The following is a 24,413-nucleotide window of genomic DNA, read 5'->3' on the forward strand; positions in this document are numbered from 1 at the left end:
TGAAAGTCGAAACGTCTATAAAGACGATCCAATCAAACAAAGACAGATTGAGTTAGTTTTAGGTCAGTTTACTGAAAATATGAAGAAACTAGCAACTAACTAACTCTACAGCAGGTTATCTAAAAACACTTGACCTCTTTGATAAGCAATATATCCATATTGATGAAAGTGTCAAACCTGTTGAAACAAGTGCTTTAGATAAGAAATATCAGGCCTTGATTGATAAAATCAATACGCTAGATACAGATACTTATGGACTTCCTAAGAAAGACCTTCTCGTTCGACTCCAGGAAGCTAAGTTGGCTAAAGATGAGGCTGCTTTAGCAGCGGTTGAACCACAACTTCAAGCTCTTCAAGACTTTAATGACCGTACTGGTGATACAACAGTGGAATACATCAAGTACTTCTATGAGCATGTAAACGATGGTCGTTTAAGTGATGAGCTTCGTAATAAAGTAGCTAATTTGACTTTTACTTTATATCAATCTCAATCCTTCCGTAAGGCTGTGGACTTGAATAAACTGTTCCCAAGCATTTACCAAACAAAACAAGAAGTAGAAGAGGCTTTGAAAAATCAGCCAGCTACTGCAAAAGTAAATGAAACAGTTTTAGATAAAGAAAAAGTTGATAACCAATCTGCTAAGCAAGCGATTTATGAATTTTTGAAAGATCTTTATCCTGATCTTAAAAAAGAAGAATATGTCAATCATGTCAGCAAGGAAGAAGTAGAAAGTCTTTTGAACAAGGCAAATCAACTCTTGGAACAAATCCATGAAGAAGGAATCAGACAATCCTTGGCAGAAGAAGTAGAAAATCTAAAAGCTGCCACAAACAAGGCTGATGCAGACTTGGATGAAGTAAACAGTCAGGTAAAAGATGTTTTGACTCGTATCGCTAGCGCCCTTCAACAAGAAAAGGAAAATGCTGAGCAAGATTCTCAGACACTTGTACTCTATCAAAAACTCTACGATATTCTCATGTCGCTTCACTCTTATTTAGAAAGTAATAATGGTTCTGATGAGGACTTTGATAAAGTGGATGCATTACTAGATCAACTTTCTGCTAAGAGTAAAGACAAAGCAGCTTTACTTGAATTGACAAAAGCTATTCTAGTTTTGAATCACCAAATCCAGTCAAAAGCTAGCGCAAGTGAAGAAACAAGTCCAGCAAGAAATGCTGAAGCAAATGGTGATAACACCAGTGCTGAGAACCAACCAAACGCAACTACAGAATCTAACAGCGAAACTGCTAGCGACGAAAACAAAGCAAGCAACACAAGAGATTCTAAACCTGCTGAATTAACTTCAGAAAAGGGATCAACTGAATCTACAACAAGCACTGGTAATCAAGAAAAAGCAGTAGAATAAACAGAAAGGCGAAGTAGCTGAGCCACCTCGTCTTTTTAGCCTTTATAAGCTACGATGCCAATGATGGTATCAACTGCACGTTCCATAGTCTGAAGGCTAACGTATTCAAAACGTCCGTGCATATTTTCGCCACCTGCAAAGATATTCGGAGTTGGGATTCCCATAAAGGAAATCTTAGAGCCGTCTGTTCCACCCCGGATTGGTTCGATAATAGGCGTGATACCTAGATCTTCCATAACGGCTTTAGCAACGGTAATTGGAGTCATATCTTTTTCAATGACTTCTTTCATATTGTAGTACTGGTCTGTCAAGTTGAGAGTGACACGGTTGCTCCCAAGTTCTTGATTCATCTTATCAGCGATAGATTGCATGGATGCTTTACGCGCTTCAAAGGCATCTTTTTCAAAATCACGAATGATGTAGCTTGCACGCGCCTCCTCAACACTACCTGTCACATCCATTAGATGGTAAAAACCTTGGTAACCTTCAGTTAACTCAGGTCGGTCATTTTCTGGAAGTTGATTATGAAAATCAATTGCTAGCTGAAGGGCATTGACCATCTGCCCTTTGGCAGTACCAGGGTGGACATTACGGCCTTGGAAATGCAATTCAGCACCAGCGGCTGAGAAAGTCTCGTACTGAAGTTCACCTAGTGGACCACCATCAACAGTGTAGGCAAAATCCACATCAAAATCTTCTGCATCAAATTTATTAGCACCAACACCGATTTCCTCATCTGGACCAAAACCAACACGAATCTCACAGTGTTTGATTTCAGGATGAGCAGTCAGATATTCAATAGCTGTCATAATCTCAGCAATACCAGACTTGTCATCAGCACCTAGCAAGGTTGTTCCATCAGTTGTAATGAGCGTTTGGCCTGGATATTTCTCAAGACTCTTGAAGTCGGCTGGATCCAGTTTAAAACCAGAATTTCCAAGTTCAATCACACCACCATCGTAGTTTTCAATTACCTGTGGATTGACTCCTTCAGCATTAAAATCAGCAGTATCCATGTGGGAGATGAAGCCAATCTTACGTGTTAAAGATGGATCATTGGCTGGCAAGGTTCCAATAGCAAAACCATTCGGTAGATAGTAAACATTTTGCAGTCCAACACGTTTCATTTCAGGAATTAGGACATTTGTTGCGAAGTCAACCTGACTCTGTGTACTTGGAGTAGTAGTAGAGTGTTCATCAGAGCGCGTGTTGACCTTAACGTAGGTTAAGAAGCGGTCCAAGAGATTTGGATAAGTCATAAAAAACTCCTTTTGAATTTATTTTTTCCATTGTATCATAGAAAGAAGAGAAAAACAAAAGACAGAAGTTAGGGCAATCTGCTATGTTAGCGTTTACTTATCAGTGGATTCATGATAAAATAAACTTGATAAAAACATCACAAGGAAGCGATTATGAAAAAAGCAATTTTAATGATGACCTTCGGTTCGCCAGAAGAGATTACCTTTGAAGGTGTAGCTGATTTTTTCACAAATATTCGTCGTGGAGTGAGACCTCAAGACCACGAGATTCAGACTCTCTATGATAATTATGTACGAATTGGAGGCACGCCTCTGCAAAAAATTACCCGTCAAGAGGTTGCCTTGGTAGAAGCTAGGCTGGGGAATGAATACAGTGTCTACTTTGCTAATAAGTTTTCCAGTCCCTTTATTCCAGATGTGATCGGTCAAATGGAAGCAGACGGAATTGAACAGTGTATTTGTTTGATTTTGGAGCCTCATTATTCTTTCTACTCTGTCATGGGCTATGAAAAATTTTTAGAAAGCAAACAAATTCAATTTTTGGTCATTAAGGACTGGTATCAGGAAGAAGCACTTTTAAACTATTGGGCAGATGAAATTGCTAAAATTTTAAAAGAAGAAGTAAAGCAGGATAGCTTTAAAGTCATCTTTTCAGCCCATAGTGTGCCCATTTTTGCCTTGGATTTTGGAGATCCTTATATCGATCAAATTTTCGAAAATAGCAAGTTAGTTGCTGAAAAACTAGGTTTGAGTTCCGATCAATATACAAATACCTGGCAAAGTGAGAGTGATATTGGGATTCCATGGATTAAGCCAGATGTTTTGGAGTATCTCAGAGAACAGACAGAACATCCAGACCATTATATTTTTGTTCCAATCAGCTTTATCAGTGAGCACATTGAAGTCTTGTTTGATAATGATGTGGAATGTTATGACTTGTGTCAGGAATTTGGGGTAAACTACCATCGTCCACCAATGCCAAATACAGATTCTCGCTTGATTGATGCCTTGGTCAATACAGTTAGAGCCAATGAACATCAAGAGTTTAAGGAATTTCTCCCAGAAGAAGAGACCTTTGATGAGTTAGTTCCTTCAGACGAGACGAAAAACATTTTGGCTGAATCTCAAGATTTACAAATGCCGGAATTTGTGAAAAAACTGATTGAGAAAAAAGGGCGGGAGAATGTTAAGATGCCTTATCTTATCAAGAAGATGCTAGAAAAAGCAGGCAAGTTGCCCAAAGAGTAAAGAAAAAGGATTTAGCTTTGTGCTAGATCCTTTTAATCGATTATTTTTTCTCAAGAAGGGCTTTGATTTCTTAAAGGACTTCCAATTCGGTTGGTTTTTTTTCGTCAGTTTTTTCTTCCTTTATACCAGTCAGTTTCTGTGCTTTTTCAATACCCTTGATAATAAAGAAGAGGGCGGTACCCACAAAGATAAAATTGATAATAGCACTTAAAAAGTTACCATAGCCGACTCCATGCCAAGAAAGTTGAGCGATACGTTCGACTTTAGCAGCTTTCAAAGCGGGATTTAAAATAAGAGGAGTGATAATGTCGTTTACAAGTGAAGTAACGATAGCACCAAAAGCAGAGGCAATGACAACACCGACAGCAAGGTCAATAACATTTCCTCGAAGCAAGAACGATTTTAGATTTTTTAACATACTGTTTTCCTTTCAATGTTTCGTGTTTCATTGTATCCTAAATCATTATAGAAGGCAATTAAAAGGCTCATAAATGGAGCATTATTTTCTAAAAATATAGATCTTGCTCAAGATATAATTGATGATAATAATGAGTATTTGTGCAATTATTGTTTCAATTGCATTTACCTTATCAGGATTTTCGTTTACAAATTGCCCTATGATATGAGGGAATTGAGTTACAAAGAGAAAAGTTAAAAACAAGTCTAACAGAAAAGTAGAAAGGCGGGCAAGAAAAAATTTCACTAAACGGATAAGCCGATTCTTCCTTGCTTGCTTAAATACAAGCCTATCATTTGTGATAAAGGCAAATAGGATACCAAATATATTTGCCAAGGCCGTAGCAAGAAGTTCCTGATGAGTTAGTTGATAAATGACCAATCGCGAGAGAATCGAAACTAGAGTTGTTGCAAGGCCAAAAAAGAGATAGGCTAAGATTTCATTGTTAAAAAATTTTTGAATACAAATTTTCATGTTTTAAGTATAGCATAAAGCAGGCTATTGTGCTATACTAGTAAGGTTGAATGAGTCAACCCTTGGTGCTTAGCTTCTTTCACCAAGCATATTACACGCGGACAACCCGCCAAAGGAGAAAAGATGAAAAAATTAACTATTCGTGATGTTGCAGATATTGCAATCGTCGCTGCTATCTATGTCGTTTTGACTGTCACACCGCCTCTAAATGCCATTAGCTATGGTGCTTATCAGTTTCGTATTTCAGAAATGATGAACTTTATGGCTTTTTACAATCCCAAGTACATCATCGGAGTTACTATCGGTTGTATGATTGCTAATTTCTTTAGCTTCGGACTGCTAGATGTCTTTGTTGGTGGTGGTTCAACCTTAGTATTCCTCAGTTTAGGTGTTTGGCTTTTTGCAAAATATAGCAAGGATTACCTCTTTAACGGATTGATTCGAAAAGATCATTTCTTCTTTTCAATCCTCTTTTCAATTTCCATGTTTACTATCGCTGCAGAGTTAAATATTGTAGCAGAATTACCATTCTTCCTTACTTGGTTTACAACAGGAATTGGTGAATTTGCCTCATTGATTATTGGAGCGATTATTATCGGTAAAATTGGTCGTCGAATCGATTTAAGCAAATAGAACAGGACAAGCTAGGTAGCCTTTACCTGGCTTTTTCTTATGGAAAATTTCTAAGAAAACTTGACAAGTTTTTCTGATTATAGTATACTTACTTAAGTAAGCTGATTTAGCTCAGTTGGCAGAGCGCATCCATGGTAAGGATGAGGTCGCCGGTTCAATCCCGGCAATTAGCATGATATGTATAGGGAAACTCTTGAATACGAGAGTTTTTTGTTATACTCGATCGAAAAAATTTCTTATTGACAAAATCAAGTATCTCTAGTAATATAGAATATGCGATGAGTCGATAGGTAGTCTTCGGACTACTATTGAGCATAAGGAGGTCATAACGCAGGAGCGGACCTTGATGAGTTGTGTGAACCTGCTCATCACATGAAGATGCCTCTTAGTCCCTAGTCTAACGACTGGGGATTTTTATTTTCCAAAAAATGATGAAAAAGCTTTGCAATTCATGGAAAAAGTAGTATAATACTTCTATTATAGAAATTTTTAGAAAATTCCGAAAGAGGTTATTTATGGGATATACAGTTGCTGTAGTCGGCGCGACAGGTGCTGTCGGTGCTCAGATGATAAAAATGTTGGAAGAATCAACACTTCCAATCGATAAAATTCGTTTACTTGCTTCTGCACGTTCAGCAGGCAAGACTTTGAAATTTAAAGATCAAGATATTACGATTGAAGAAACGACTGAAACAGCTTTTGAAGGAGTTGATATTGCTCTCTTTTCAGCAGGTGGTTCTACATCAGCTAAGTATGCACCATACGCAGTGAAAGCTGGAGCGGTAGTAGTAGATAATACATCTTACTTCCGTCAAAATCCAGACGTTCCTTTGGTTGTTCCAGAGGTCAATGCTCACGCACTTGATGCCCACAATGGAATCATTGCCTGCCCTAACTGTTCAACAATTCAAATGATGGTGGCTCTTGAGCCAGTTCGCCAAAAATGGGGCTTGGACCGTATCATTGTTTCAACTTACCAAGCAGTTTCAGGTGCTGGTATGGGAGCAATTCTTGAGACACAACGTGAACTTCGTGAAGTCTTGAATGATGGTGTAACCCCACGTGATTTGCATGCCGAAATCTTGCCTTCAGGTGGTGACAAGAAACATTATCCTATCGCCTTCAATGCTCTTCCACAAATTGATGTCTTCACTGACAATGATTACACTTATGAAGAGATGAAGATGACTAAGGAAACTAAGAAAATCATGGAAGATGATAGTATTGCCGTTTCAGCAACATGTGTTCGTATTCCAGTCTTATCAGCTCACTCTGAGTCTGTTTATATCGAAACAAAAGAAGTGGCTCCAATCGAAGAAGTCAAAGCAGCTATCGCAGCCTTCCCGGGTGCTGTTCTTGAAGATGATGTAGCTCATCAAATTTATCCTCAAGCTATCAATGCAGTTGGTTCGCGTGATACCTTTGTTGGTCGTATCCGTAAAGACTTGGATGCTGAAAAAGGAATCCACATGTGGGTTGTTTCAGACAACCTGCTCAAAGGTGCTGCTTGGAACTCAGTTCAGATTGCTGAAACTCTTCATGAACGTGGCTTGGTTCGTCCAACAGCTGAATTGAAATTTGAATTAAAATAGTCATATCGTTTAGGAGTTCAGATGAACTCCTTCTTTGAAATAGAGAGGTGTTTTCATGTCTTATCAAGATTTAAAAGAGTGTAAAATCATCACAGCCTTTATTACCCCCTTCCATCAGGATGGTTCCATCAACTTTGATGCTATTCCAGCCTTGATTGAGCATTTGTTGGCTCATCATACGGATGGAATTCTTCTCGCAGGGACCACTGCTGAGAGTCCAACCTTGACTCACGATGAAGAGTTGGAGTTGTTTGCGGCTGTACAAAAGATTGTCAATGGACGCGTTCCTTTGATTGCGGGTGTTGGTACCAATGATACGCGTGACTCTATCGAGTTTGTCAAAGAAGTCGCGGAATTCGGCGGTTTTGCTGCTGGACTTGCTATTGTGCCTTACTACAACAAACCTTCTCAAGAAGGAATGTATCAGCATTTTAAAGCCATTGCAGATGCTTCTGACCTACCAATTATTATCTATAACATTCCAGGGCGTGTAGTTGTCGAATTGACTCCAGAAACCATGCTTCGCTTAGCTGACCATCCAAATATTATTGGTGTCAAAGAATGTACCAGCTTGGCCAATATGGCTTACTTGATTGAGCACAAGCCAGAAGAGTTCTTGATTTATACAGGTGAGGATGGAGATGCTTTCCATGCCATGAACCTTGGTGCGGATGGGGTTATTTCTGTTGCATCCCATACAAATGGGGATGAAATGCACGAGATGTTTACTGCTATTGCAGAAAGTGATATGAAGAAAGCTGCAGCTATTCAGCGTAAATTCATTCCTAAAGTCAATGCCCTCTTCTCTTATCCAAGTCCTGCTCCAGTTAAGGCAGTTTTGAACTATATGGGATTTGAAGCTGGCCCAACTCGATTACCTCTAGTTCCAGCACCAGAAGAAGATGCCAAACGCATTATCAAAGTCGTCGTAGATGGCGACTACGAAGCGACCAAGGCAACTGTAACAGGTGTCTTAAGACCAGATTACTAATAAGACAATAAAATCCATGACCGAATGAAGGATCATGGATTTTTCTTATTTTCCTAAACAGAATTGGCTAAAAAGTTGGGTAATGAGTTCATCAGGAGCCGCATCTCCAGTGATTTCTCCGAGGATTTCCCAAGTACGGGTCAAGTCAACTTGAAGCAAGTCAACAGGCATCCCCAGTTCAAGACCTTCATTAACAGCTTGCAAACTTTCAACGGCCTTCTCAATCAAGGAAATGTGACGGGCATTTGACAAGTAAGTAGCATCTTGCTCAACCAAACCAGCATTTTCAAAGAAGAGGTTGTTGATTCGCTCTTCAATCTTATCGATATTTTGATTTTTAAGGACTGAAATACGGATAACGTCTTCTGGAAGTTCAGAGGTTTCAATAACTTCTGGCAGGTCAGTTTTGTTAAGAAGAATAATGCGATTAGTCTCCTGACTGATTTCTAGGAGTTGGCGGTCTTGGGCAGTTAGTGGTTCACTGGCATTTAGCACCAGTAGAACCAAGTCGGCTTCCTTGAGGGCTTTTTTCGAACGCTCAACTCCAATTTGTTCCACGATGTCATCTGTTTCACGAATACCGGCTGTATCAATCAGTTTGAGAGGGACTCCGTTGATATTGACGTATTCTTCGATGACATCTCGAGTAGTACCAGCAATGTCTGTAACGATAGCCTTGTCCTCACGCAAGAGATTGTTGAGGAGGCTGGATTTTCCAACGTTAGGACGGCCGATGATAGCAGTGGAAATTCCTTCACGAAGGATTTTACCGCGACGGGCTGTTCTAAGTAGATTAGTTAGTAATTGTTCAAATTCTATTGTCTTCTCTCGGACAACTGCAGTAGTGGCTTCTTCCACATCGTCATACTCAGGGTAATCGATATTAACCTCAACCTGAGCCAAGGTATTGAGAATTTCCTGACGAGTATTGTTAATCAGGTCAGAAAGGGATCCGTCTAATTGCTTAACTGCAATGTTCATGGCCTTGTCAGTCTTGGCGCGGATGATATCCATGACTGCCTCAGCCTGAGTTAAGTCCACACGACCGTTTAAAAAGGCACGTTTAGTAAATTCACCAGGTTCAGCCAACCGAGCTCCTTCACGGATAGCTAGCTGGAGAATTTCATTGGTCACCGCAATCCCACCGTGGGTGTTAATCTCGATAATATCCTCACGAGTGAAGGTCTTTGGAGACTTCATAGCTCCAACCATAACCTCGTCCATGACTTTTCCTGTCTGAGGGTCAATGATGTGACCGTAGTTAAGGGTATGGCTAGCAACCTGACTCAAGTCTTTTCCTTTAAAAATCTTTTGCGCAATAGCAAAACTTTCTGTTCCGCTCAGGCGGACAATACCAATAGCCCCTTCACCTAGTGGAGTAGAAATAGCAGCGATGGTATCAAATTCACGTGTAATCATAATGTTTCCTTTAATTAATAGCTCTTTTCTTGGAAATTTTTCCAAGTCTCTTTTCAAATTGTAACAAATTTGAACTATTTCTTCAATGGATGTTACTTGGAGATTGAAAAAGCCTAAGCAATTCTGCTTAAGCTAGCTTATTTGGTGCGCATTTCCCCTTGTGGGAAGTAAGTTCCTTCTGGCATGTCGTTGATGATGACATGGACAGCAGATTGAGGTGCTCCAGTGTTACGGACAACAGCTTCCGTTACTTCCTTAGCAAGAGACTTCTTTTGCTCGAGCGTGCGTCCTTCAAATAAATCGATGCGTACAAATGGCATAATAGCTTCCTCCACTAGTTTTGATTTCTTCTATTTTACCACATTTTGCCGTTTAAAGCTTAAGAAAATTATGATATACTAGAATGTAGCAAAAATTTAGAAATGGACGTGAAGCAAGAAACATGGCACAGTTGTATTATCGTTATGGGACCATGAACTCTGGAAAGACAATCGAGATTCTCAAGGTGGCCTATAACTATGAGGAGCAAGGAAAAGGTGTTGTGATTATGACCTCGGCTCTGGATACGCGTGACGGTGTTGGCTATGTGTCGAGTCGGATTGGTATGAAACGCCCTGCTCTTGCGATTGATGAAACGACGGATATCTTTGGCTATATCCGAGACCTACCAGAAACACCTTACTGTGTTTTGGTCGATGAAGCCCAGTTTCTCAAACGTCATCATGTTTATGACCTAGCTCGTGTTGTAGACGAGTTAGACATACCCGTTATGGCATTTGGTTTGAAAAACGACTTTCGCAATGAACTATTCGAAGGTTCAAAATATCTCTTGCTTTTAGCAGATAAAATCGATGAGATTAAAACCATCTGTCAGTATTGTAAGAAAAAGGCAACTATGGTTTTGCGTACACAGGATGGACTGCCAGTCTATGATGGTGAGCAGATTCAGATTGGTGGTAATGAAACCTATATCTCAGTTTGCCGTAAACATTATTTTGCGCCAATGATAACCTCTAACAAGGAGCAAAACTATGACAATTGAACTAAGAGATGTTACAATGGAAAATTATTTTGATGTTTTGAATTTGGATGTCAAGGAATATCAAAAACAATTCATTGCAACCAACGCAATTAGTTTAGCTGAAGCATACGTCTACACTAAAAATGGAGATTTTGTAGCTCCATTGGTAGTTTATGATAATGATGCAATTATAGGTTTTGTGATGATAGCTTATGATAAAAAGATCGGAATTAGTAGTGGAAATTATTTACTATTTCGTTTTATGATTGATAAGAATTTTCAAAATCAAGGATATTTTAAACCAATTATGGATAAAGTACTAGACTATGTTCGGACAGTGCCAGCAGATTTAAGCAATAAACTTTGGTTGTCTTATGAACCAGAAAATGAACATGCAAGATATTGTTACCTCAGTTATGGATTTAAAGAAACTGGGGAAATATCCGAGAACGAAGTAGTAGCAATCTATGATTTAACAATTGAGAAATAAGGAGAAAAAATGAACATCTATGATCAACTACAAGCAGTAGAAGACCGTTATGAAGAATTAGGAGAGTTGCTGAGTGACCCAGATGTGGTTTCGGATACCAAACGTTTTATGGAGCTTTCAAAAGAAGAAGCTTCAACTCGTGATACCGTAACAGCCTACCGTGAGTACAAACAAGTCCTTCAAAACATCGTTGACGCTGAAGAGATGATTAAGGAATCAAGCGGAGATGCGGACTTGGAAGAAATGGCCAAGCAAGAGCTCAAAGATGCCAAGGCTGAAAAAGAAGAATACGAAGAAAAACTCAAAATTTTACTCCTTCCAAAGGATCCAAACGATGACAAGAATATCATCCTTGAAATCCGAGGAGCCGCTGGTGGAGACGAAGCTGCACTTTTCGCTGGAGACCTTCTAACTATGTATCAAAAGTATGCGGAAGCCCAAGGCTGGCGCTTTGAAGTCATGGAGGCCTCTATGAATGGTGTCGGTGGTTTCAAAGAAGTCGTTGCCATGGTTTCAGGTCAATCTGTTTACTCTAAACTCAAGTATGAGTCTGGTGCCCATCGTGTTCAACGTGTCCCTGTGACAGAAAGCCAAGGGCGTGTGCATACCTCTACAGCGACAGTCCTTGTCATGCCTGAAGTGGAAGAGGTAGAATATGATATTGATCCAAAAGACCTTCGTGTTGACATCTACCATGCATCTGGAGCTGGTGGACAAAACGTCAATAAGGTTGCGACAGCCGTTCGTATCGTTCACTTGCCAACCAATATCAAGGTTGAGATGCAGGAAGAACGTACCCAGCAGAAGAACCGTGAGAAAGCCATGAAAATCATCCGTGCGCGTGTTGCTGACCACTTTGCTCAGATTGCACAAGATGAACAAGACGCTGAGCGCAAGTCAACAATCGGGACTGGTGACCGTTCAGAACGGATTCGTACTTATAACTTCCCACAAAACCGTGTCACGGACCACCGTATCGGCTTAACTCTCCAAAAACTAGATACGATTTTATCTGGTAAATTGGACGAAGTTGTGGATGCCTTGGTTCTCTATGACCAAACACAAAAATTAGAAGAATTAAACAAATAATGAAATTAGCTCAATTATTTTCAGATTTTGAAGAAGAGTTGATAAGAAAAGGAGAGGAAGCTGAAAGCCTCTCTTTTGTCTATCGTAGCCTGAGAAATCTCTCTTTTACTGACTTTGTCTTTGCTCTTCAGCAGGAAGTGACCGAAGAGGAAGAAGTATTTGTAAAAGAAATTTTCCAACAGTTAGTAGCTCATAAACCAGCCCAGTATATCATTGGACAGGCAGATTTTTATGGAATGCAGTTAAAAGTTGATGAGCGAGTATTGATCCCTCGTCCAGAAACAGAGGAGTTGGTGGAGCTTATCCTGGCTGAAAATCCTGAGACGAATCTTTCAGTTCTGGATATTGGAACAGGTAGTGGAGCTATTGCTCTCGCTCTAGCAAAAAACAGACCAGATTGGTCAGTGACGGCAGCAGATATTTCTCAAGATGCTTTAGATGTAGCCAGCGAAAATGCTAAAAATCAAAATCTTCAAATATTTTTAAAAAAATCTGACTGTTTTACAGAAATTTCTGAAAAATATGATATAATTGTTTCCAATCCACCCTATATCTCTCGTGAAGATGAGTCAGAGGTCGGCTTGAATGTTTTGCATTCGGAGCCTCATCTAGCTCTCTTTGCAGATGAGGATGGCCTAGCTATTTACCGTAAAATTGCGGAAGATGCAAAAGACTATCTCAAAGATGGTGGTAAGATTTACCTTGAAATTGGATACAAGCAAGGTCAAAGTGTTCCTGAACTTTTTAGGAAGCATCTTCCTGAAAAACGTCTAAGAACGCTTAAGGATCAATTTGGTCAAGATAGGATGGTTGTGGTTGATGATGGACAGGATTAGGCAAGAGTTGGAAAAGGGTGGAGCTGTTGTTCTGCCTACAGAGACTGTTTATGGTCTTTTTGCTAAGGCCTTAGATGAAAAGGCAGTTAACCATGTTTACCAACTCAAACGTCGTCCTAGAGACAAGGCACTCAATCTCAATATCGATTCTCTCGAGGACATCTTGCACTTTTCAAAGAATCAGCCAACTTATCTACAAAAACTTGTAGAGACCTTTTTGCCAGGTCCTTTGACCATTATTCTCGAAGCTAATGACCGAGTTCCCTATTGGGTCAATTCTGGCCTCGCGACTGTTGGATTTCGGATGCCCAGTCACCCTATCACACTGGATTTGATTCGAGAGATAGGTCCCTTGATTGGGCCGTCTGCCAATATTTCAGGTCAGGCAAGTGGAGTGACCTTTAATCAAATTCTAGAGGATTTTGACCAAGAGGTTCTGGGTCTGGAAGACGATGCTTTTCTAACTGGACAGGATTCAACTATTTTGGACTTGTCGGGAGACAAGGTGAAAATCTTACGCCAAGGGGCCATTAAGCGAGAAGATATTCTTGCTCGGTTGCCAGAGATTTCTTTTGAGGAGGAATAAAATGCTAAGAGATTTGCAAGAAACAGATGTGAAAGCTATATGTGAGATCAACCAAGAGGCTTTAGGCTATTCTTTTAGTTCAGAGGAAACGGCTAGCCAACTAGCTAGACTATCTCAGTATTCTCATCATTTCCTACTTGCTTATGAGGATGAAGTTAGTCATGCCTTGCTTGGATATGTCCACGCTGAGGTCTATGAATCACTTTATTCTAAAGCAGGATTTAATATCTTAGCCTTAGCAGTTTCACCTCAAGCACAAGGTCAAGGTATTGGTAAAAGTTTACTACAAGGGTTGGAAGAAGAAGTAAAAAGACGTGGTTATGGGTTTATCCGCTTAAACTCTGCCGATCATCGTCTGGGAGCTCATGCATTTTATGAAAAAGTTGGTTATACTTGTGATAAAATGCAGAAACGGTTTATTCGCATCTTTTAGTTTGATTTTCTAATAAGAAAATTAAACTAATGGACTAGTCACACAATAAAAGGAGAAGACCTATGATTTTTGACAAAGATGATTTTAAAGCATACGATGCTGATCTCTGGAATGCTATTGCCAAAGAAGAAGAACGCCAACAGAATAATATCGAGTTGATTGCTTCGGAAAACGTAGTTTCCAAGGCTGTTATGGCAGCTCAAGGGTCTATCTTGACAAACAAATATGCCGAGGGTTACCCAGGCCGCCGTTATTATGGTGGAACGGATGTGGTAGACGTGGTAGAGACTCTTGCTATTGAACGCGCAAAAGAAATTTTCGGTGCAAAATTTGCTAATGTCCAACCTCACTCAGGAAGCCAAGCCAACTGTGCGGCTTACATGGCCTTGATTGAACCAGGTGATACCGTTATGGGGATGGATTTAGCAGCAGGTGGACACTTGACCCACGGAGCTCCAGTTAGCTTCTCAGGTCAAACCTACAACTTTGTTTCTTATAGTGTAGATCCTGAAACGGAATTATTGGACTTTGATGCTATATTGAAGCAAGCCCAAGAAGTAAAACCAAAACTGATTGTAGCTGGTGCTTCAGCCTATTCTCAAATTATCGACTTTTCAAAATTCCGTGAAATTGCGGACGCTGTTGGGGCTAAACTTATGGTAGATATGGCTCATATCGCTGGTTTGGTTGCTGCTGGTCTACATCCAAGCCCAGTGCCATACGCTCACATCACGACAACAACGACCCACAAAACCCTTCGTGGTCCTCGTGGTGGTTTGATTTTGACCAATGATGAAGACTTAGCTAAGAAAATCAATTCAGCTATTTTCCCTGGTATTCAGGGCGGTCCTTTGGAGCATGTTGTGGCAGCTAAGGCAGTTTCCTTCAAAGAAGTTTTAGATCCAGCCTTCAAGGAATATGCTGCTAATGTTATCAAGAACAGCAAGACTATGGCAGCTGTCTTCTTACAAGACCCTGATTTTCGTATTATTTCTGGTGGGACTGAAAACCACCTCTTCCTAGTGGATGTGACTAAGGTTGTAGAAAACGGAAAAGTTGCTCAAAACTTGCTGGATGAAGTCAATATTACCCTAAATAAAAACTCAATCCCATATGAAACCTTGTCACCATTCAAGACAAGTGGTATTCGTATCGGATCTGCAGCCATTACTGCACGTGGATTTGGTGAAGAAGAAAGTCGCAAAGTGGCTGAACTCATCATTAAAACCCTTAAAAATGCAGAAAATAAAGCTGTCTTAGAAGAAGTGAGAAGTGCAGTTAAAGAATTGACAGATGCCTTCCCATTATACGAGGACTAAAACTTTTATGGATATTTATATTAAGAAAGCCATTATTCACCAGTTCAGTCCGGATGATACCGAGCTGTTCCTAGCGGATAAGCTTCTCAATATTACTCCAAAAATCGAAGAATACCTGCGTAAAAAAATTGAACGTGTGTATTCAGATGAAGCCAAGACTGGGATTTTCGAAGAAGAAAATCCCTTCTTCAATCATATCACAGACGATTTGTTGGAGACATCAGTAACACTGGCTAATCTCTGGAAAGAGGAGTTCAGCATTTCAGAAAATCTTAAGACCAATGACTTGATTTTTGTGCAATTTTCTAAAGAAGGTGTAGAACATTTTGCTTTCTTACGAATTGCTCTGCGTGAGACCTTGACTCACCTTGGAGGAGAAGTTGATAATCCAATCAAGCTGACTCAGAATAATCTGCCTGGATTTGGAACGGGTGCCGACGAAGCCTTGGTGGTCAATCTTCAGAGTCGCAAGTACCATCTGATTGAAAAACGCATCAAGTACAACGGGACTTTTTTGAACTATTTTTCAGATAATCTTCTTGCTGTCGCCCCTAAAATTTCACCCAAGAAATCTATCAAAGAACTGGAAAAAACGGCACAGCGCATTGCTGAATCTTTTAACACAGATGATTTTCAATTTCAATCCAAGGTCAAATCAGCTATTTTCAACAACCTAGAAGAAAGCAATGAATTGTCACCTGAGAAATTGGCTAATGACCTTTTTGACAATAATCTGACGGCTCGTTTGAGCTTTATTGACCAAGTCAAAGAAGCCGTACCAGAACCTGTTCAATTTGATGAAATTGATGCCAGTCGCCAATTAAAGAAATTTGAAAACCAAAAACTCTCCTTGTCAAATGGAATTGAGCTCATCGTTCCCAATAACGTCTATCAAGACGCCGAGTCTGTTGAGTTTATCCAAAATGACAATGGAACCTACTCTATCTTAATCAAAAATATCGAGGATATCCAAAGTAAATAATGTTTAAACGAATTCGAAGAGTGCTTGTGCTAGCAGTCTTCTTTTTTGCTGGCTATAAAGCTTACCGCGTTCACCAAGATGTCAATCAAGTCATGACCTATCAATCCATGGTGCGAGAAATCTTGAGTGAAAAAGACACACCAGCAAACGAAGAGCTTGTGCTCGCTATGATTTATACTGAAACAAAAGGAAAAGAAGGCGATGTTATGCAGTCTAGTGAGTCTGCAAGTGGTTCAACCAACACCATAAATGATAATGTGTCTAGCATTCGACAAGGTGTTCAAACTCTGACAGACAATCTCTATCTGGCCCAGAAGAAGGATGTAGATGTCTGGACAGCTGTTCAAGCTTATAATTTTGGTCCTGCCTATATCGATTATATTGCCCAAAATGGCAAGGAAAACACCTTGGCTCTGGCCAAACAGTACTCTCGCGAGACTGTTGCTCCCTTGCTTGGTAATACCACTGGAAAGACTTATAGTTATATTCACCCCATTTCCATTTTCCATGGAGCCGAACTCTATGTAAATGGAGGAAACTATTACTATTCTAGACAGGTTCAACTCAACCTTTACATCATCAAATGTTTCACTCTCTTTTCAACATCTGGCTAGTCCAGGTGTTTTTTTATAAGTTTTCTTTAAGATAGATATATTACTCTAGAAAGGTAAAGGAGGAAATTCCCTATGAGAAAGAAACTCTTTCTGACTAGTGCTGCGGTCTTGTGGGCAGTAACAGCTATAAATAGCGCCCATGCAGCAACAGATGTTCAAAAAGTTATCGATGAAACCTACGTCCAACCTGAATATGTCCTAGGTTCATCATTGTCTGAAGACCAAAAAAATCAAACTCTTAAGAAATTAGGCCACAATGCCTCAACAGACACCAAAGAACTCAAGACCATGACACCTGATGTCTATTCTAAAATCATGAATGTAGCAAATGACTCTAGTTTACAGTTGTATTCATCAGCCAAGATTCAAAAACTAGGTGACAAGTCGCCACTTGAGGTCAAGATTGAAACACCAGAGAACATCACTAAGGTGACTCAGGATATGTACCGAAATGCAGCAGTAACCTTGGGTGTGGAACATGCTAAAATCACTGTAGCAGCCCCTATTCCAGTTACAGGTGAGAGTGCTTTAGCAGGGATTTATTATTCGCTAGAAGCTAATGGAGCCAAGGTGCCACAAGCCAACAAAGATTTGGCTCAAGAAGAGCTAAAGGCTTTGTCCGATATCAATGCTGAAAACAAGGACAAAACAGGCTATGATGCTAATAAATTAAACGTTGCCTTAGCAGATATTAAGTCAGGACTCGCCAAAGCTAAAGAAAGTAAGGGAAATCTGACAGAGGAAGATGTCCGTAAAATTGTTGAAGATACCTTGAAAAATTACAAACTTGATCAGGTTATAACAGGAAACCAAATCAATATCATCATCAATTTTGCTTTGAATCTCTCAAAAAGTGATATTCTTAGCAATACAGACTTCACTAAAACTCTAAATGACCTTAAACAAAGTATTGTTTCACAAGCTGGCGACAGTTTTAAAAATATCAACCTTAACTTTGATGCTGATAAGGCGCTAGAGGACGGTGGGAACTTCTTAAGTTCCCTCTGGCAAGCCATTGTCAACTTCTTCAAGAGTTTTGGTTCTTAAGAAATTTCATGGTATAATAGATGGTAACCCTAACGTTGCCGTCTTTTTTGTCGGCCAATAGAAAGAGAAAATAATGTTAAAGAAAAATGATATTGTAGAAGTTGAGATTGTTGACTTGACCCATGAAGGGGCAGGAGTTGCCAAGGTGGATGGTTTGGTATTTTTTGTTGAGAATGCTTTACCGAGTGAAAAAATCCTTATGCGTGTCCTCAAGGTTAATAAAAAGATTGGTTTTGGGAAAGTTGAAGAATACCTTGTCCAATCACCACACCGTAATCAAGATTTAGATTTGGCTTACCTGCGTTCAGGAATCGCGGATTTAGGTCATCTTGCCTATCCAGAACAGCTCAAGTTTAAAACCAAGCAAGTCAAAGACAGTCTATATAAGATTGCTGGAATTGATGATATAGAGGTTGCTGAAACTTTAGGTATGGAAAATCCAGTCAAGTACCGTAACAAAGCACAGGTCCCTGTTCGTCGAGTGAATGGTGTTTTGGAAACAGGATTTTTCCGTAAGAATTCCCACGACCTCATGCCTTTGGAAGATTTCTTTATACAAGATTCTGTGATTGATGAGGTAGTAGTAGGTCTACGTGACTTGCTACGTCGTTATGATTTGAAACCTTATGATGAAAAGGAACAAGCTGGCTTGATTCGAAACCTTGTGGTGCGTCGCGGACACTATTCAGGTCAAATCATGGTCATTTTGGTGACAACTCGTCCCAAAGTTTTTCGTGTTGACCAATTGATTGAACAACTAATTAAGCAGTTCCCAGAGATTGTGTCTGTTATGCAAAATATCAACGACCAGAATACCAATGCTATTTTTGGTAAGGAATGGCGCACACTTTATGGACAAGACTATATTACCGACCAGATGCTGGGAAATGACTACCAAATCGCTGGTTCAGCCTTTTACCAAGTTAATACAGAAATGGCTGAAAAACTTTATCAAACAGCCATTGACTTTGCTGAATTAAAAAAAGATGACGTGGTTATTGATGCCTATTCTGGTATCGGGACGATTGGTCTTTCTGTTGCGAAACATGTCAAAGAAGTTTATGGTGTTGAAGTCATTCCAGAAGCGGTTGAAAATAGCAAGAAGAATGCCCAGCTGAACAATATTTCAAACGTCCACTATGTCTGCGACACAGCTGAAAATGCTATGAAAAATTGGCTCAAGGAAGGTATTCAACCAAGCCTTATCCTAGTGGACCCACCAAGAAAAGGACTCACACAAAGCTTTATCAAGGCAAGTAGCCAAACAGGAGCAGACCGCATCGCCTATATCTCCTGTAATGTCGCAACCATGGCGCGTGATATCAAACTCTATCAAGAACTTGGCTATGAGTTGAAGAAAGTCCAGCCGGTGGATTTGTTTCCTCAAACGCATCACGTGGAGTGTGTAAGTTTGTTAGTGAAACGAAGTTAATCCTCTAACTTTTTCATTTTAAGGCGAGAAGGCTTCAAAGCTCCACTGGAGCTTTGAACTCCCCAAACCTTTTGAGTCCCGCAAACGCATCATGTTGAGGCGGTATCACTGCTTGTACGAGCTGAGGTATCAGCGAAGTAGAAGTAGATGCTCCATCTATGGGATAGGACTCGTAGAATGAAGAGGAAAACCGACGAAATGATATGGTAAGTCCGAAACGCTCAGTGTGTAAGCTTGTTGCTAAAAGCGTAAAAACCTTTGAACGAAAGGAATAATAGACTTCCTGCGAAACAAAATACAATACAATAAAACTATGGATGATGAAGCAAGTAAACAATTAAGCGATAGCCGTTTTAAGAGCCTTGTAGGTGTTCAGTTCAGCGCACGACATTTAAAGAGATGTTAGTTGTGTTAAAAACAGCTTATCAACGTAAACGCGCAAAAGTGGACGAAAACCCAAATTAAGCCTAGACGGTCTCCTGGTCTCCTCATGCTAACTATTCAATACATGCGAGAATAGAGCACTTATGAACAAATTGCGGCTGATTTTGGCATTCACGAAAGCAACTTAATTCGTCGGAGTCAATGGGTTGAAGCAACTCTTATTCAAAATGGTTTTACGATTTCAAATTCTGCCTTAATTCTGTAAAAATAGTAAAATTCGAAGGATTGTAAGGTAAGAGTTTTTTTCTTTCTGAAAAAATGGTATAATAGCAATCAAAACTAGAAAATAAAACGGAATTTGGAACAGATTAGTCTGTATCCTAGTAGAGTGGTGATACTATGAAGATTAGTAAGAGGCACTTATTAAATTATTCCATCTTGATTCCCTATTTGCTTTTATCTATTTTGGGCTTGATTGTGGTCTATTCGACCACCAGTGCTATTTTAATCGAAGAAGGCAAGAGCGCCTTGCAATTGGTTCGAAATCAAGGAATCTTTTGGATTGTTAGTTTAATACTGATTGCCTTAATTTATAAATTAAGACTAGATTTTTTGAGAAATGAGCGACTAATCATTTTAGTTATCTTGATAGAAATGGTTTTATTGTTCTTGGCTCGTTTTATTGGTATTTCCGTAAACGGGGCATACGGTTGGATTTCGGTTGCAGGAGTAACTATTCAGCCAGCTGAGTACTTGAAAATCATTATTATTTGGTATTTGGCTCACCGATTCTCCAAACAGCAAGAAGAAATAGCTATTTATGATTTTCAAGTTTTGACTCAAAATCAATGGCTTCCCCGTGCTTTTAATGATTGGCGATTCGTTCTCCTAGTTCTGATTGGAAGTTTGGGAATTTTCCCTGATTTAGGGAATGCGACTATTTTAGTCTTGGTTTCCTTGATTATGTATACAGTTAGTGGAATCGCTTATCGCTGGTTTTCAACCATTCTGGCGCTCGTATCTGCCGCTTCTGTCTTTGTCTTGACCACTATCAGCCTAATCGGTGTTGAGACCTTTTCAAAAATTCCAGTATTTGGCTATGTGGCCAAGCGCTTTAGTGCCTTTTTTAATCCTTTTGCCGATCGTGCTGATGCGGGTCACCAGTTAGCTAATTCTTATTTTGCCATGGTCAATGGCGGTTGGTTTGGTCTAGGTCTTGGAAACTCGATTGAAAAACGAGGTTATTTACCAGAAGCTCATACAGACTTTGTCTTTTCTATCGTGATTGAAGAATTTGGCTTTGTTGGTGCTAGTCTTATTTTAGCTCTCTTGTTTTTCATGATTCTGCGAATTATCTTGGTCGGTATCCGAGCGGAGAATCCTTTTAATGCCATGGTTGCACTCGGTGTCGGAGGGATGATGTTGGTTCAGGTATTTGTCAATATCGGAGGGATTTCGGGCTTGATTCCATCTACAGGAGTGACTTTCCCCTTCTTATCCCAGGGTGGAAATAGTCTTCTAGTCTTATCAGTGGCAGTGGCCTTTGTCTTAAATATTGATGCCAGTGAAAAACGCGCTAAGTTGTACCGAGAATTGGAAAATCAACAAATGAACCTTCTGTGAAGTAGAATAAAGAAAGGATAGTCTATGTCTCTTCAAAAATTAGAAAATTATAGTAATAAAAGTGTTGTGCAAGAAGAAGTATTGATTCTAACAGAATTGCTGGAAGATATTACTAAAAATATGCTTGCCCCAGAGACCTTTGAAAAAATCATGCAGTTGAAAGAATTATCAACTCAAGAAGATTATCAAGGTCTAAACCGTCTAGTGACTAGCTTATCAAATGATGAAATGGTCTATATTTCACGCTATTTTTCAATCTTACCTCTTTTGATTAATATTTCAGAGGATGTGGATTTAGCTTATGAAATCAATCATCAAAATAATATTGATCAGGACTATTTAGGTAAATTATCTACAACGATCAAAATGGTTGCTGAAAAAGAAAATGCCGTTGAAATTCTTGAACACTTGAATGTTGTCCCTGTTTTGACAGCTCATCCAACACAAGTGCAACGAAAAAGTATGTTGGATTTAACAAATCATATTCATAGTCTTTTGCGTAAATACCGTGATGTTAAGTTGGGGTTGATCAATAAAGAAAAATGGCACAATGATTTGCGCCGTTATATCGAAATTATCATGCAGACAGACATGATTCGTGAGAAAAAATTAAAAGTGACTAACGAAATCACGAATGCTATGGAATATTACAACAGCTCCTTTTTGAAAGCTCTACCTCACTTGACGACGGAGTATAAGCGCTTAGCGCAAGCGCATGGTCTGGATTTAAAACAGGCTAAACCAATCACCATGGGTATGTGGATTGGTGGAGACCGTGATGGTAATCCCTTTGTTACAGCAGAGACCTTGAAACAGTCTGCACTCACTCAGTGTGAAGTCATCATGAACTACTATGATGAAAAGATTTACCAACTTTATCGTGAATTTTCTCTTTCAACTAGTATTGTCAACGTCAGCAAGCAAGTCAGAGAAATGGCTCGTCAATCCAAGGATAACTCGATTTACCGTGAAAAAGAGCTTTACCGTCGTGCCTTGTTTGATATTCAGTCAAAAATCCAAGCAACTAAAACCTATCTGATTGAGGATAAGGAAGTTGGGACTTGTTATGAAACCGCCAATGATTTCTACAAGGATTTGATTGCCATTCGAGATTCTCTACTGGAAAATAAGGGCGAGTCCTTGATTTCAGGTGATTTTGTGGAATTATTGCAGGCAGTAGAGATATTTGGTTTTTACCTAGCATCAATTGATATGCGACAAGACTCTAGCGTCTATGAAGCCTGTGTGGCAGAACTCTTGAAATCAGCAGGAATTCATTCTCGTTATAGCGAGTTAAGCGAAGAAGAAAAGTGTGACCTTCTCTTGAAAGAGTTAGAAGAAGATCCCCGAATTCTCTCTGCTACTCACGCAGAAAAATCAGAATTATTAGCAAAAGAACTAGCTATTTTTAAGACGGCTCGTGTTTTGAAAGATAAGTTGGGAGATGATGTCATCCGCCAGACCATCATTTCGCATGCTACTAGCCTTTCTGATATGCTAGAATTAGCTATTCTATTAAAAGAAGTAGGACTGGTGGATACGGAAAGGGCGCGTGTTCAGATTGTTCCCCTTTTTGAAACAATTGAAGACTTGGATCATTCAGAGGAAACAATGAGAAAATATCTTTCTCTTAGCCTTGCCAAAAAATGGATTGCCTCACGAAATAACTACCAAGAAATCATGCTTGGCTACTCTGACAGTAATAAAGATGGTGGTTACTTGTCATCATGTTGGACCCTCTACAAGGCTCAACAACAATTGACTGCTATTGGAGATGAATTTGGCGTTAAGGTTACCTTTTTCCATGGTCGTGGTGGTACTGTCGGTCGTGGTGGTGGACCAACCTATGAAGCCATCACATCTCAACCGCTCAAGTCTATCAAGGATCGTATCCGCTTGACGGAGCAGGGTGAAGTAATTGGGAATAAATACGGTAACAAAGACGCCGCTTACTATAACCTTGAAATGCTAGTATCGGCAGCTATTAATCGTATGATTACTCAGAAAAAGAGCGATACCAATACCTCAAATCGTTATGAAGCCATTATGGATCAAGTAGTGGACCGTAGTTACGATATCTACCGTGATTTGGTCTTTGGTAATGAGCATTTCTATGATTATTTCTTCGAGTCAAGTCCAATCAAGGCTATTTCAAGTTTTAATATTGGTTCTCGTCCAGCCGCTCGTAAGACGATTACTGAAATCGGTGGTTTGCGTGCCATCCCTTGGGTATTCTCATGGTCACAGAGTCGTGTTATGTTCCCTGGATGGTACGGGGTTGGTTCAAGCTTCAAGGAATTTATCGATAAAAATCCAGAGAATATTGCTATCTTACGAGATATGTACCAAAATTGGCCTTTCTTCCAATCGCTTCTTTCAAATGTTGATATGGTCTTGTCAAAATCAAATATGAATATTGCTTTTGAATATGCTAAACTTTGTGAAGACGAGCAAGTTAAGGCCATCTATGAGACTATTTTAAATGAATGGCAAGTTACTAAGAACGTTATCCTGGCTATTGAAGGACATGACGAACTCTTAGCTGACAATCCATATCTAAAAGCTAGTCTGGATTACCGTATGCCTTACTTTAATATTCTCAACTATATTCAGTTAGAGTTGATTAAACGCCAACGTCGTGGAGAATTGTCCAGTGATCAAGAACGATTGATTCATATCACCATCAACGGAATTGCGACAGGATTGCGTAATTCAGGTTGATAATTTTCAAGAGTGAGTATCAAAAAAATGCTAAAAGAGTCTTGACAAGTAGTTGAAAAATGATATAATTTAACCATTCAGAAAAGTAATCATACAAACTTTTTAGAGAGTCTGTGGTAGCTGAAAACAGATAAGTGGCGATGATGAAAATTGGGCTGAATGCTATTTAGAATTTGAAATCATAAAAATTCGGTGAGCACACCTTACAGTGCATCTCGTTGTTGCGAGACAGAGCGATAGGGAAATTCCCTATAATTGAGGTGGTACCGCGCATCGACGTCCTCACACAAGTTTTTTGTGTGAGGATTTTTTTGATGGAGGTTAGTATGGAAAGAAAACGATGGCGTCGCTTGTTTATACTCAATGAAAATCAAAGTACAAACTAGGAAGCTAGCC

At 39.6% G+C, this 24,413-nt stretch carries 23 protein-coding genes, 1 tRNA gene, 1 pseudogene, 1 riboswitch and 1 other annotated feature; of the genes and pseudogenes, 20 read left to right on the forward strand and 5 right to left on the reverse strand.

The window, feature by feature from the left end; genetic code table 11:
• Window positions 1-215 precede the first annotated feature (215 nt).
• On the forward strand, window positions 216-1,367 hold the full coding sequence (locus HT693_RS12010; protein WP_240152722.1) for a hypothetical protein: 1,152 nt from the start codon (window positions 216-218) through the stop codon (window positions 1,365-1,367).
• A gap of 35 nt (window positions 1,368-1,402) precedes the next feature.
• On the opposite strand, the gene pepT is transcribed toward HT693_RS12010, so the two are convergent.
• On the reverse strand, window positions 1,403-2,626 hold the full coding sequence (gene pepT, locus HT693_RS06030) for a peptidase T (RefSeq protein ID WP_000222060.1): 1,224 nt from the start codon (window positions 2,624-2,626) through the stop codon (window positions 1,403-1,405).
• A 153-nt stretch (window positions 2,627-2,779) separates the two neighbouring features.
• On the opposite strand from pepT, the gene hemH reads away from it, so the two are divergent.
• The gene (gene hemH / locus HT693_RS06035; protein WP_050222852.1) at window positions 2,780-3,874 is read left to right on the forward strand and encodes a ferrochelatase; all 1,095 of its coding nucleotides are present in this window, start codon (window positions 2,780-2,782) and stop codon (window positions 3,872-3,874) included.
• Window positions 3,875-3,944: 70 nt separating this feature from the next.
• Here the strand turns inward: hemH and mscL are convergent, their stop codons facing one another.
• Window positions 3,945-4,292, reverse strand: coding sequence for a large conductance mechanosensitive channel protein MscL (mscL, locus tag HT693_RS06040; protein ID WP_172925016.1), 348 nt, complete (start codon window positions 4,290-4,292; stop codon window positions 3,945-3,947).
• A gap of 81 nt (window positions 4,293-4,373) precedes the next feature.
• On the reverse strand, window positions 4,374-4,805 hold the full coding sequence (locus HT693_RS06045; RefSeq protein ID WP_172925018.1) for a GtrA family protein: 432 nt from the start codon (window positions 4,803-4,805) through the stop codon (window positions 4,374-4,376).
• 28 nt (window positions 4,806-4,833) lie between these two features.
• A riboswitch (PreQ1 riboswitch) is annotated at window positions 4,834-4,931 on the forward strand.
• Between HT693_RS06045 and HT693_RS06050 the strand changes: the two genes are divergently transcribed.
• The 4 genes from HT693_RS06050 (at window position 4,929) to dapA (ending at window position 8,021) form a co-directional block, all read left to right on the forward strand.
• Window positions 4,929-5,438 (forward strand): QueT transporter family protein, encoded by a 510-nt coding sequence (locus HT693_RS06050; RefSeq protein WP_000737071.1) that lies wholly within the window; start codon window positions 4,929-4,931, stop codon window positions 5,436-5,438. It overlaps the preceding riboswitch by 3 nt.
• 100 nt (window positions 5,439-5,538) lie before the next feature.
• Window positions 5,539-5,611, forward strand: a tRNA-Thr gene (locus HT693_RS06055).
• A 342-nt stretch (window positions 5,612-5,953) separates the two neighbouring features.
• Window positions 5,954-7,030 carry an aspartate-semialdehyde dehydrogenase gene (locus HT693_RS06060; protein ID WP_000542464.1) on the forward strand — a complete coding sequence of 359 codons (1,077 nt, stop codon included), beginning with the start codon at window positions 5,954-5,956 and terminating at the stop codon, window positions 7,028-7,030.
• Between the two features lie 55 nt (window positions 7,031-7,085).
• Window positions 7,086-8,021 carry a 4-hydroxy-tetrahydrodipicolinate synthase gene (gene dapA, locus HT693_RS06065; protein ID WP_023935945.1) on the forward strand — a complete coding sequence of 312 codons (936 nt, stop codon included), beginning with the start codon at window positions 7,086-7,088 and terminating at the stop codon, window positions 8,019-8,021.
• A 45-nt stretch (window positions 8,022-8,066) separates the two neighbouring features.
• On the opposite strand, the gene mnmE is transcribed toward dapA, so the two are convergent.
• Entirely contained in the window at window positions 8,067-9,440 is a 1,374-nt protein-coding gene (gene mnmE, locus HT693_RS06070; protein WP_172925020.1) for a tRNA uridine-5-carboxymethylaminomethyl(34) synthesis GTPase MnmE, read from the reverse strand.
• Window positions 9,441-9,577: 137 nt separating this feature from the next.
• On the reverse strand, window positions 9,578-9,760 hold the full coding sequence (locus tag HT693_RS06075) for a 4-oxalocrotonate tautomerase (protein WP_033677268.1): 183 nt from the start codon (window positions 9,758-9,760) through the stop codon (window positions 9,578-9,580).
• Window positions 9,761-9,882: 122 nt separating this feature from the next.
• Between HT693_RS06075 and HT693_RS06080 the strand changes: the two genes are divergently transcribed.
• The 14 genes and pseudogenes from HT693_RS06080 to ppc all read left to right on the forward strand — a co-directional run bounded on the left by HT693_RS06080 (window position 9,883) and on the right by ppc (window position 24,017).
• Complete coding sequence (locus tag HT693_RS06080) at window positions 9,883-10,482, forward strand: thymidine kinase (RefSeq protein WP_166731459.1); 600 nt, start codon at window positions 9,883-9,885, stop codon at window positions 10,480-10,482.
• Complete coding sequence (locus tag HT693_RS06085; protein ID WP_050261648.1) at window positions 10,472-10,951, forward strand: GNAT family N-acetyltransferase; 480 nt, start codon at window positions 10,472-10,474, stop codon at window positions 10,949-10,951. Before HT693_RS06080 ends, HT693_RS06085 begins: the two co-directional genes overlap by 11 nt.
• A gap of 9 nt (window positions 10,952-10,960) precedes the next feature.
• Window positions 10,961-12,040, forward strand: coding sequence for a peptide chain release factor 1 (gene prfA / locus HT693_RS06090; protein WP_001028819.1), 1,080 nt, complete (start codon window positions 10,961-10,963; stop codon window positions 12,038-12,040).
• Window positions 12,040-12,876: a peptide chain release factor N(5)-glutamine methyltransferase gene (gene prmC / locus HT693_RS06095; RefSeq protein WP_172925022.1), complete on the forward strand. Its 837-nt coding sequence runs from the start codon at window positions 12,040-12,042 to the stop codon at window positions 12,874-12,876. The genes prfA and prmC overlap by 1 nt, the downstream gene beginning before the upstream one ends.
• Window positions 12,860-13,462, forward strand: a complete 603-nt coding sequence (locus HT693_RS06100) for an L-threonylcarbamoyladenylate synthase (protein ID WP_172925024.1) — start codon at window positions 12,860-12,862, stop codon at window positions 13,460-13,462. The genes prmC and HT693_RS06100 overlap by 17 nt, the downstream gene beginning before the upstream one ends.
• Before the next feature lies 1 nt (window position 13,463).
• Window positions 13,464-13,895 carry a GNAT family N-acetyltransferase gene (locus HT693_RS06105; protein WP_172925026.1) on the forward strand — a complete coding sequence of 144 codons (432 nt, stop codon included), beginning with the start codon at window positions 13,464-13,466 and terminating at the stop codon, window positions 13,893-13,895.
• 62 nt (window positions 13,896-13,957) lie between these two features.
• Window positions 13,958-15,214, forward strand: coding sequence for a serine hydroxymethyltransferase (glyA, locus tag HT693_RS06110; protein ID WP_138704913.1), 1,257 nt, complete (start codon window positions 13,958-13,960; stop codon window positions 15,212-15,214).
• Window positions 15,215-15,221: 7 nt separating this feature from the next.
• On the forward strand, window positions 15,222-16,196 hold the full coding sequence (locus HT693_RS06115) for a nucleoid-associated protein (protein ID WP_000356124.1): 975 nt from the start codon (window positions 15,222-15,224) through the stop codon (window positions 16,194-16,196).
• Window positions 16,196-16,810 carry a cell wall hydrolase Pmp23 gene (gene pmp23, locus HT693_RS06120; RefSeq protein WP_138705291.1) on the forward strand — a complete coding sequence of 205 codons (615 nt, stop codon included), beginning with the start codon at window positions 16,196-16,198 and terminating at the stop codon, window positions 16,808-16,810. The genes HT693_RS06115 and pmp23 overlap by 1 nt, the downstream gene beginning before the upstream one ends.
• Before the next feature lie 72 nt (window positions 16,811-16,882).
• The gene (locus HT693_RS06125) at window positions 16,883-17,857 is read left to right on the forward strand and encodes a DUF1002 domain-containing protein (protein WP_023935925.1); all 975 of its coding nucleotides are present in this window, start codon (window positions 16,883-16,885) and stop codon (window positions 17,855-17,857) included.
• A 73-nt stretch (window positions 17,858-17,930) separates the two neighbouring features.
• Window positions 17,931-19,289, forward strand: coding sequence for a 23S rRNA (uracil(1939)-C(5))-methyltransferase RlmD (gene rlmD / locus HT693_RS06130; protein ID WP_172925028.1), 1,359 nt, complete (start codon window positions 17,931-17,933; stop codon window positions 19,287-19,289).
• A 313-nt stretch (window positions 19,290-19,602) separates the two neighbouring features.
• Window positions 19,603-19,929 (forward strand): annotated as a pseudogene (locus tag HT693_RS06135) (transposase family protein); the annotation flags it as partial.
• Between the two features lie 143 nt (window positions 19,930-20,072).
• Window positions 20,073-21,296, forward strand: coding sequence for an FtsW/RodA/SpoVE family cell cycle protein (locus HT693_RS06140; protein ID WP_054388329.1), 1,224 nt, complete (start codon window positions 20,073-20,075; stop codon window positions 21,294-21,296).
• 24 nt (window positions 21,297-21,320) lie between these two features.
• Window positions 21,321-24,017 (forward strand): phosphoenolpyruvate carboxylase, encoded by a 2,697-nt coding sequence (gene ppc / locus HT693_RS06145; protein ID WP_054388331.1) that lies wholly within the window; start codon window positions 21,321-21,323, stop codon window positions 24,015-24,017.
• Between the two features lie 69 nt (window positions 24,018-24,086).
• Window positions 24,087-24,304: a binding site (T-box leader), on the forward strand.
• The last annotated feature ends 109 nt before the right edge of the window (window positions 24,305-24,413 follow it).

It is taken from the genome of Streptococcus sp. 2154 (genome assembly GCF_013277255.1).
GTDB classification, from domain to species: Bacteria; Bacillota; Bacilli; order Lactobacillales; family Streptococcaceae; genus Streptococcus; species Streptococcus pseudopneumoniae.

Coding starts and splice junctions, on each gene's coding strand:
- HT693_RS06115 (WP_000356124.1), top strand. CDS start 15,222: ATGGATATTTATATTAAGAAAGCCATTATTCACCAGTTCAGTCCGGAT.
- glyA (WP_138704913.1), top strand. CDS start 13,958: ATGATTTTTGACAAAGATGATTTTAAAGCATACGATGCTGATCTCTGG.
- HT693_RS06140 (WP_054388329.1), top strand. CDS start 20,073: ATGAAGATTAGTAAGAGGCACTTATTAAATTATTCCATCTTGATTCCC.
- mnmE (WP_172925020.1), bottom strand. CDS start 9,440: ATGATTACACGTGAATTTGATACCATCGCTGCTATTTCTACTCCACTA.
- pepT (WP_000222060.1), bottom strand. CDS start 2,626: ATGACTTATCCAAATCTCTTGGACCGCTTCTTAACCTACGTTAAGGTC.
- HT693_RS06105 (WP_172925026.1), top strand. CDS start 13,464: ATGCTAAGAGATTTGCAAGAAACAGATGTGAAAGCTATATGTGAGATC.
- HT693_RS06080 (WP_166731459.1), top strand. CDS start 9,883: ATGGCACAGTTGTATTATCGTTATGGGACCATGAACTCTGGAAAGACA.
- pmp23 (WP_138705291.1), top strand. CDS start 16,196: ATGTTTAAACGAATTCGAAGAGTGCTTGTGCTAGCAGTCTTCTTTTTT.
- HT693_RS06075 (WP_033677268.1), bottom strand. CDS start 9,760: ATGCCATTTGTACGCATCGATTTATTTGAAGGACGCACGCTCGAGCAA.
- prfA (WP_001028819.1), top strand. CDS start 10,961: ATGAACATCTATGATCAACTACAAGCAGTAGAAGACCGTTATGAAGAA.
- HT693_RS06045 (WP_172925018.1), bottom strand. CDS start 4,805: ATGAAAATTTGTATTCAAAAATTTTTTAACAATGAAATCTTAGCCTAT.
- rlmD (WP_172925028.1), top strand. CDS start 17,931: ATGTTAAAGAAAAATGATATTGTAGAAGTTGAGATTGTTGACTTGACC.
- HT693_RS06125 (WP_023935925.1), top strand. CDS start 16,883: ATGAGAAAGAAACTCTTTCTGACTAGTGCTGCGGTCTTGTGGGCAGTA.
- HT693_RS06100 (WP_172925024.1), top strand. CDS start 12,860: ATGATGGACAGGATTAGGCAAGAGTTGGAAAAGGGTGGAGCTGTTGTT.
- mscL (WP_172925016.1), bottom strand. CDS start 4,292: ATGTTAAAAAATCTAAAATCGTTCTTGCTTCGAGGAAATGTTATTGAC.
- hemH (WP_050222852.1), top strand. CDS start 2,780: ATGAAAAAAGCAATTTTAATGATGACCTTCGGTTCGCCAGAAGAGATT.
- dapA (WP_023935945.1), top strand. CDS start 7,086: ATGTCTTATCAAGATTTAAAAGAGTGTAAAATCATCACAGCCTTTATT.
- prmC (WP_172925022.1), top strand. CDS start 12,040: ATGAAATTAGCTCAATTATTTTCAGATTTTGAAGAAGAGTTGATAAGA.
- ppc (WP_054388331.1), top strand. CDS start 21,321: ATGTCTCTTCAAAAATTAGAAAATTATAGTAATAAAAGTGTTGTGCAA.
- HT693_RS06050 (WP_000737071.1), top strand. CDS start 4,929: ATGAAAAAATTAACTATTCGTGATGTTGCAGATATTGCAATCGTCGCT.
- HT693_RS06060 (WP_000542464.1), top strand. CDS start 5,954: ATGGGATATACAGTTGCTGTAGTCGGCGCGACAGGTGCTGTCGGTGCT.
- HT693_RS06085 (WP_050261648.1), top strand. CDS start 10,472: ATGACAATTGAACTAAGAGATGTTACAATGGAAAATTATTTTGATGTT.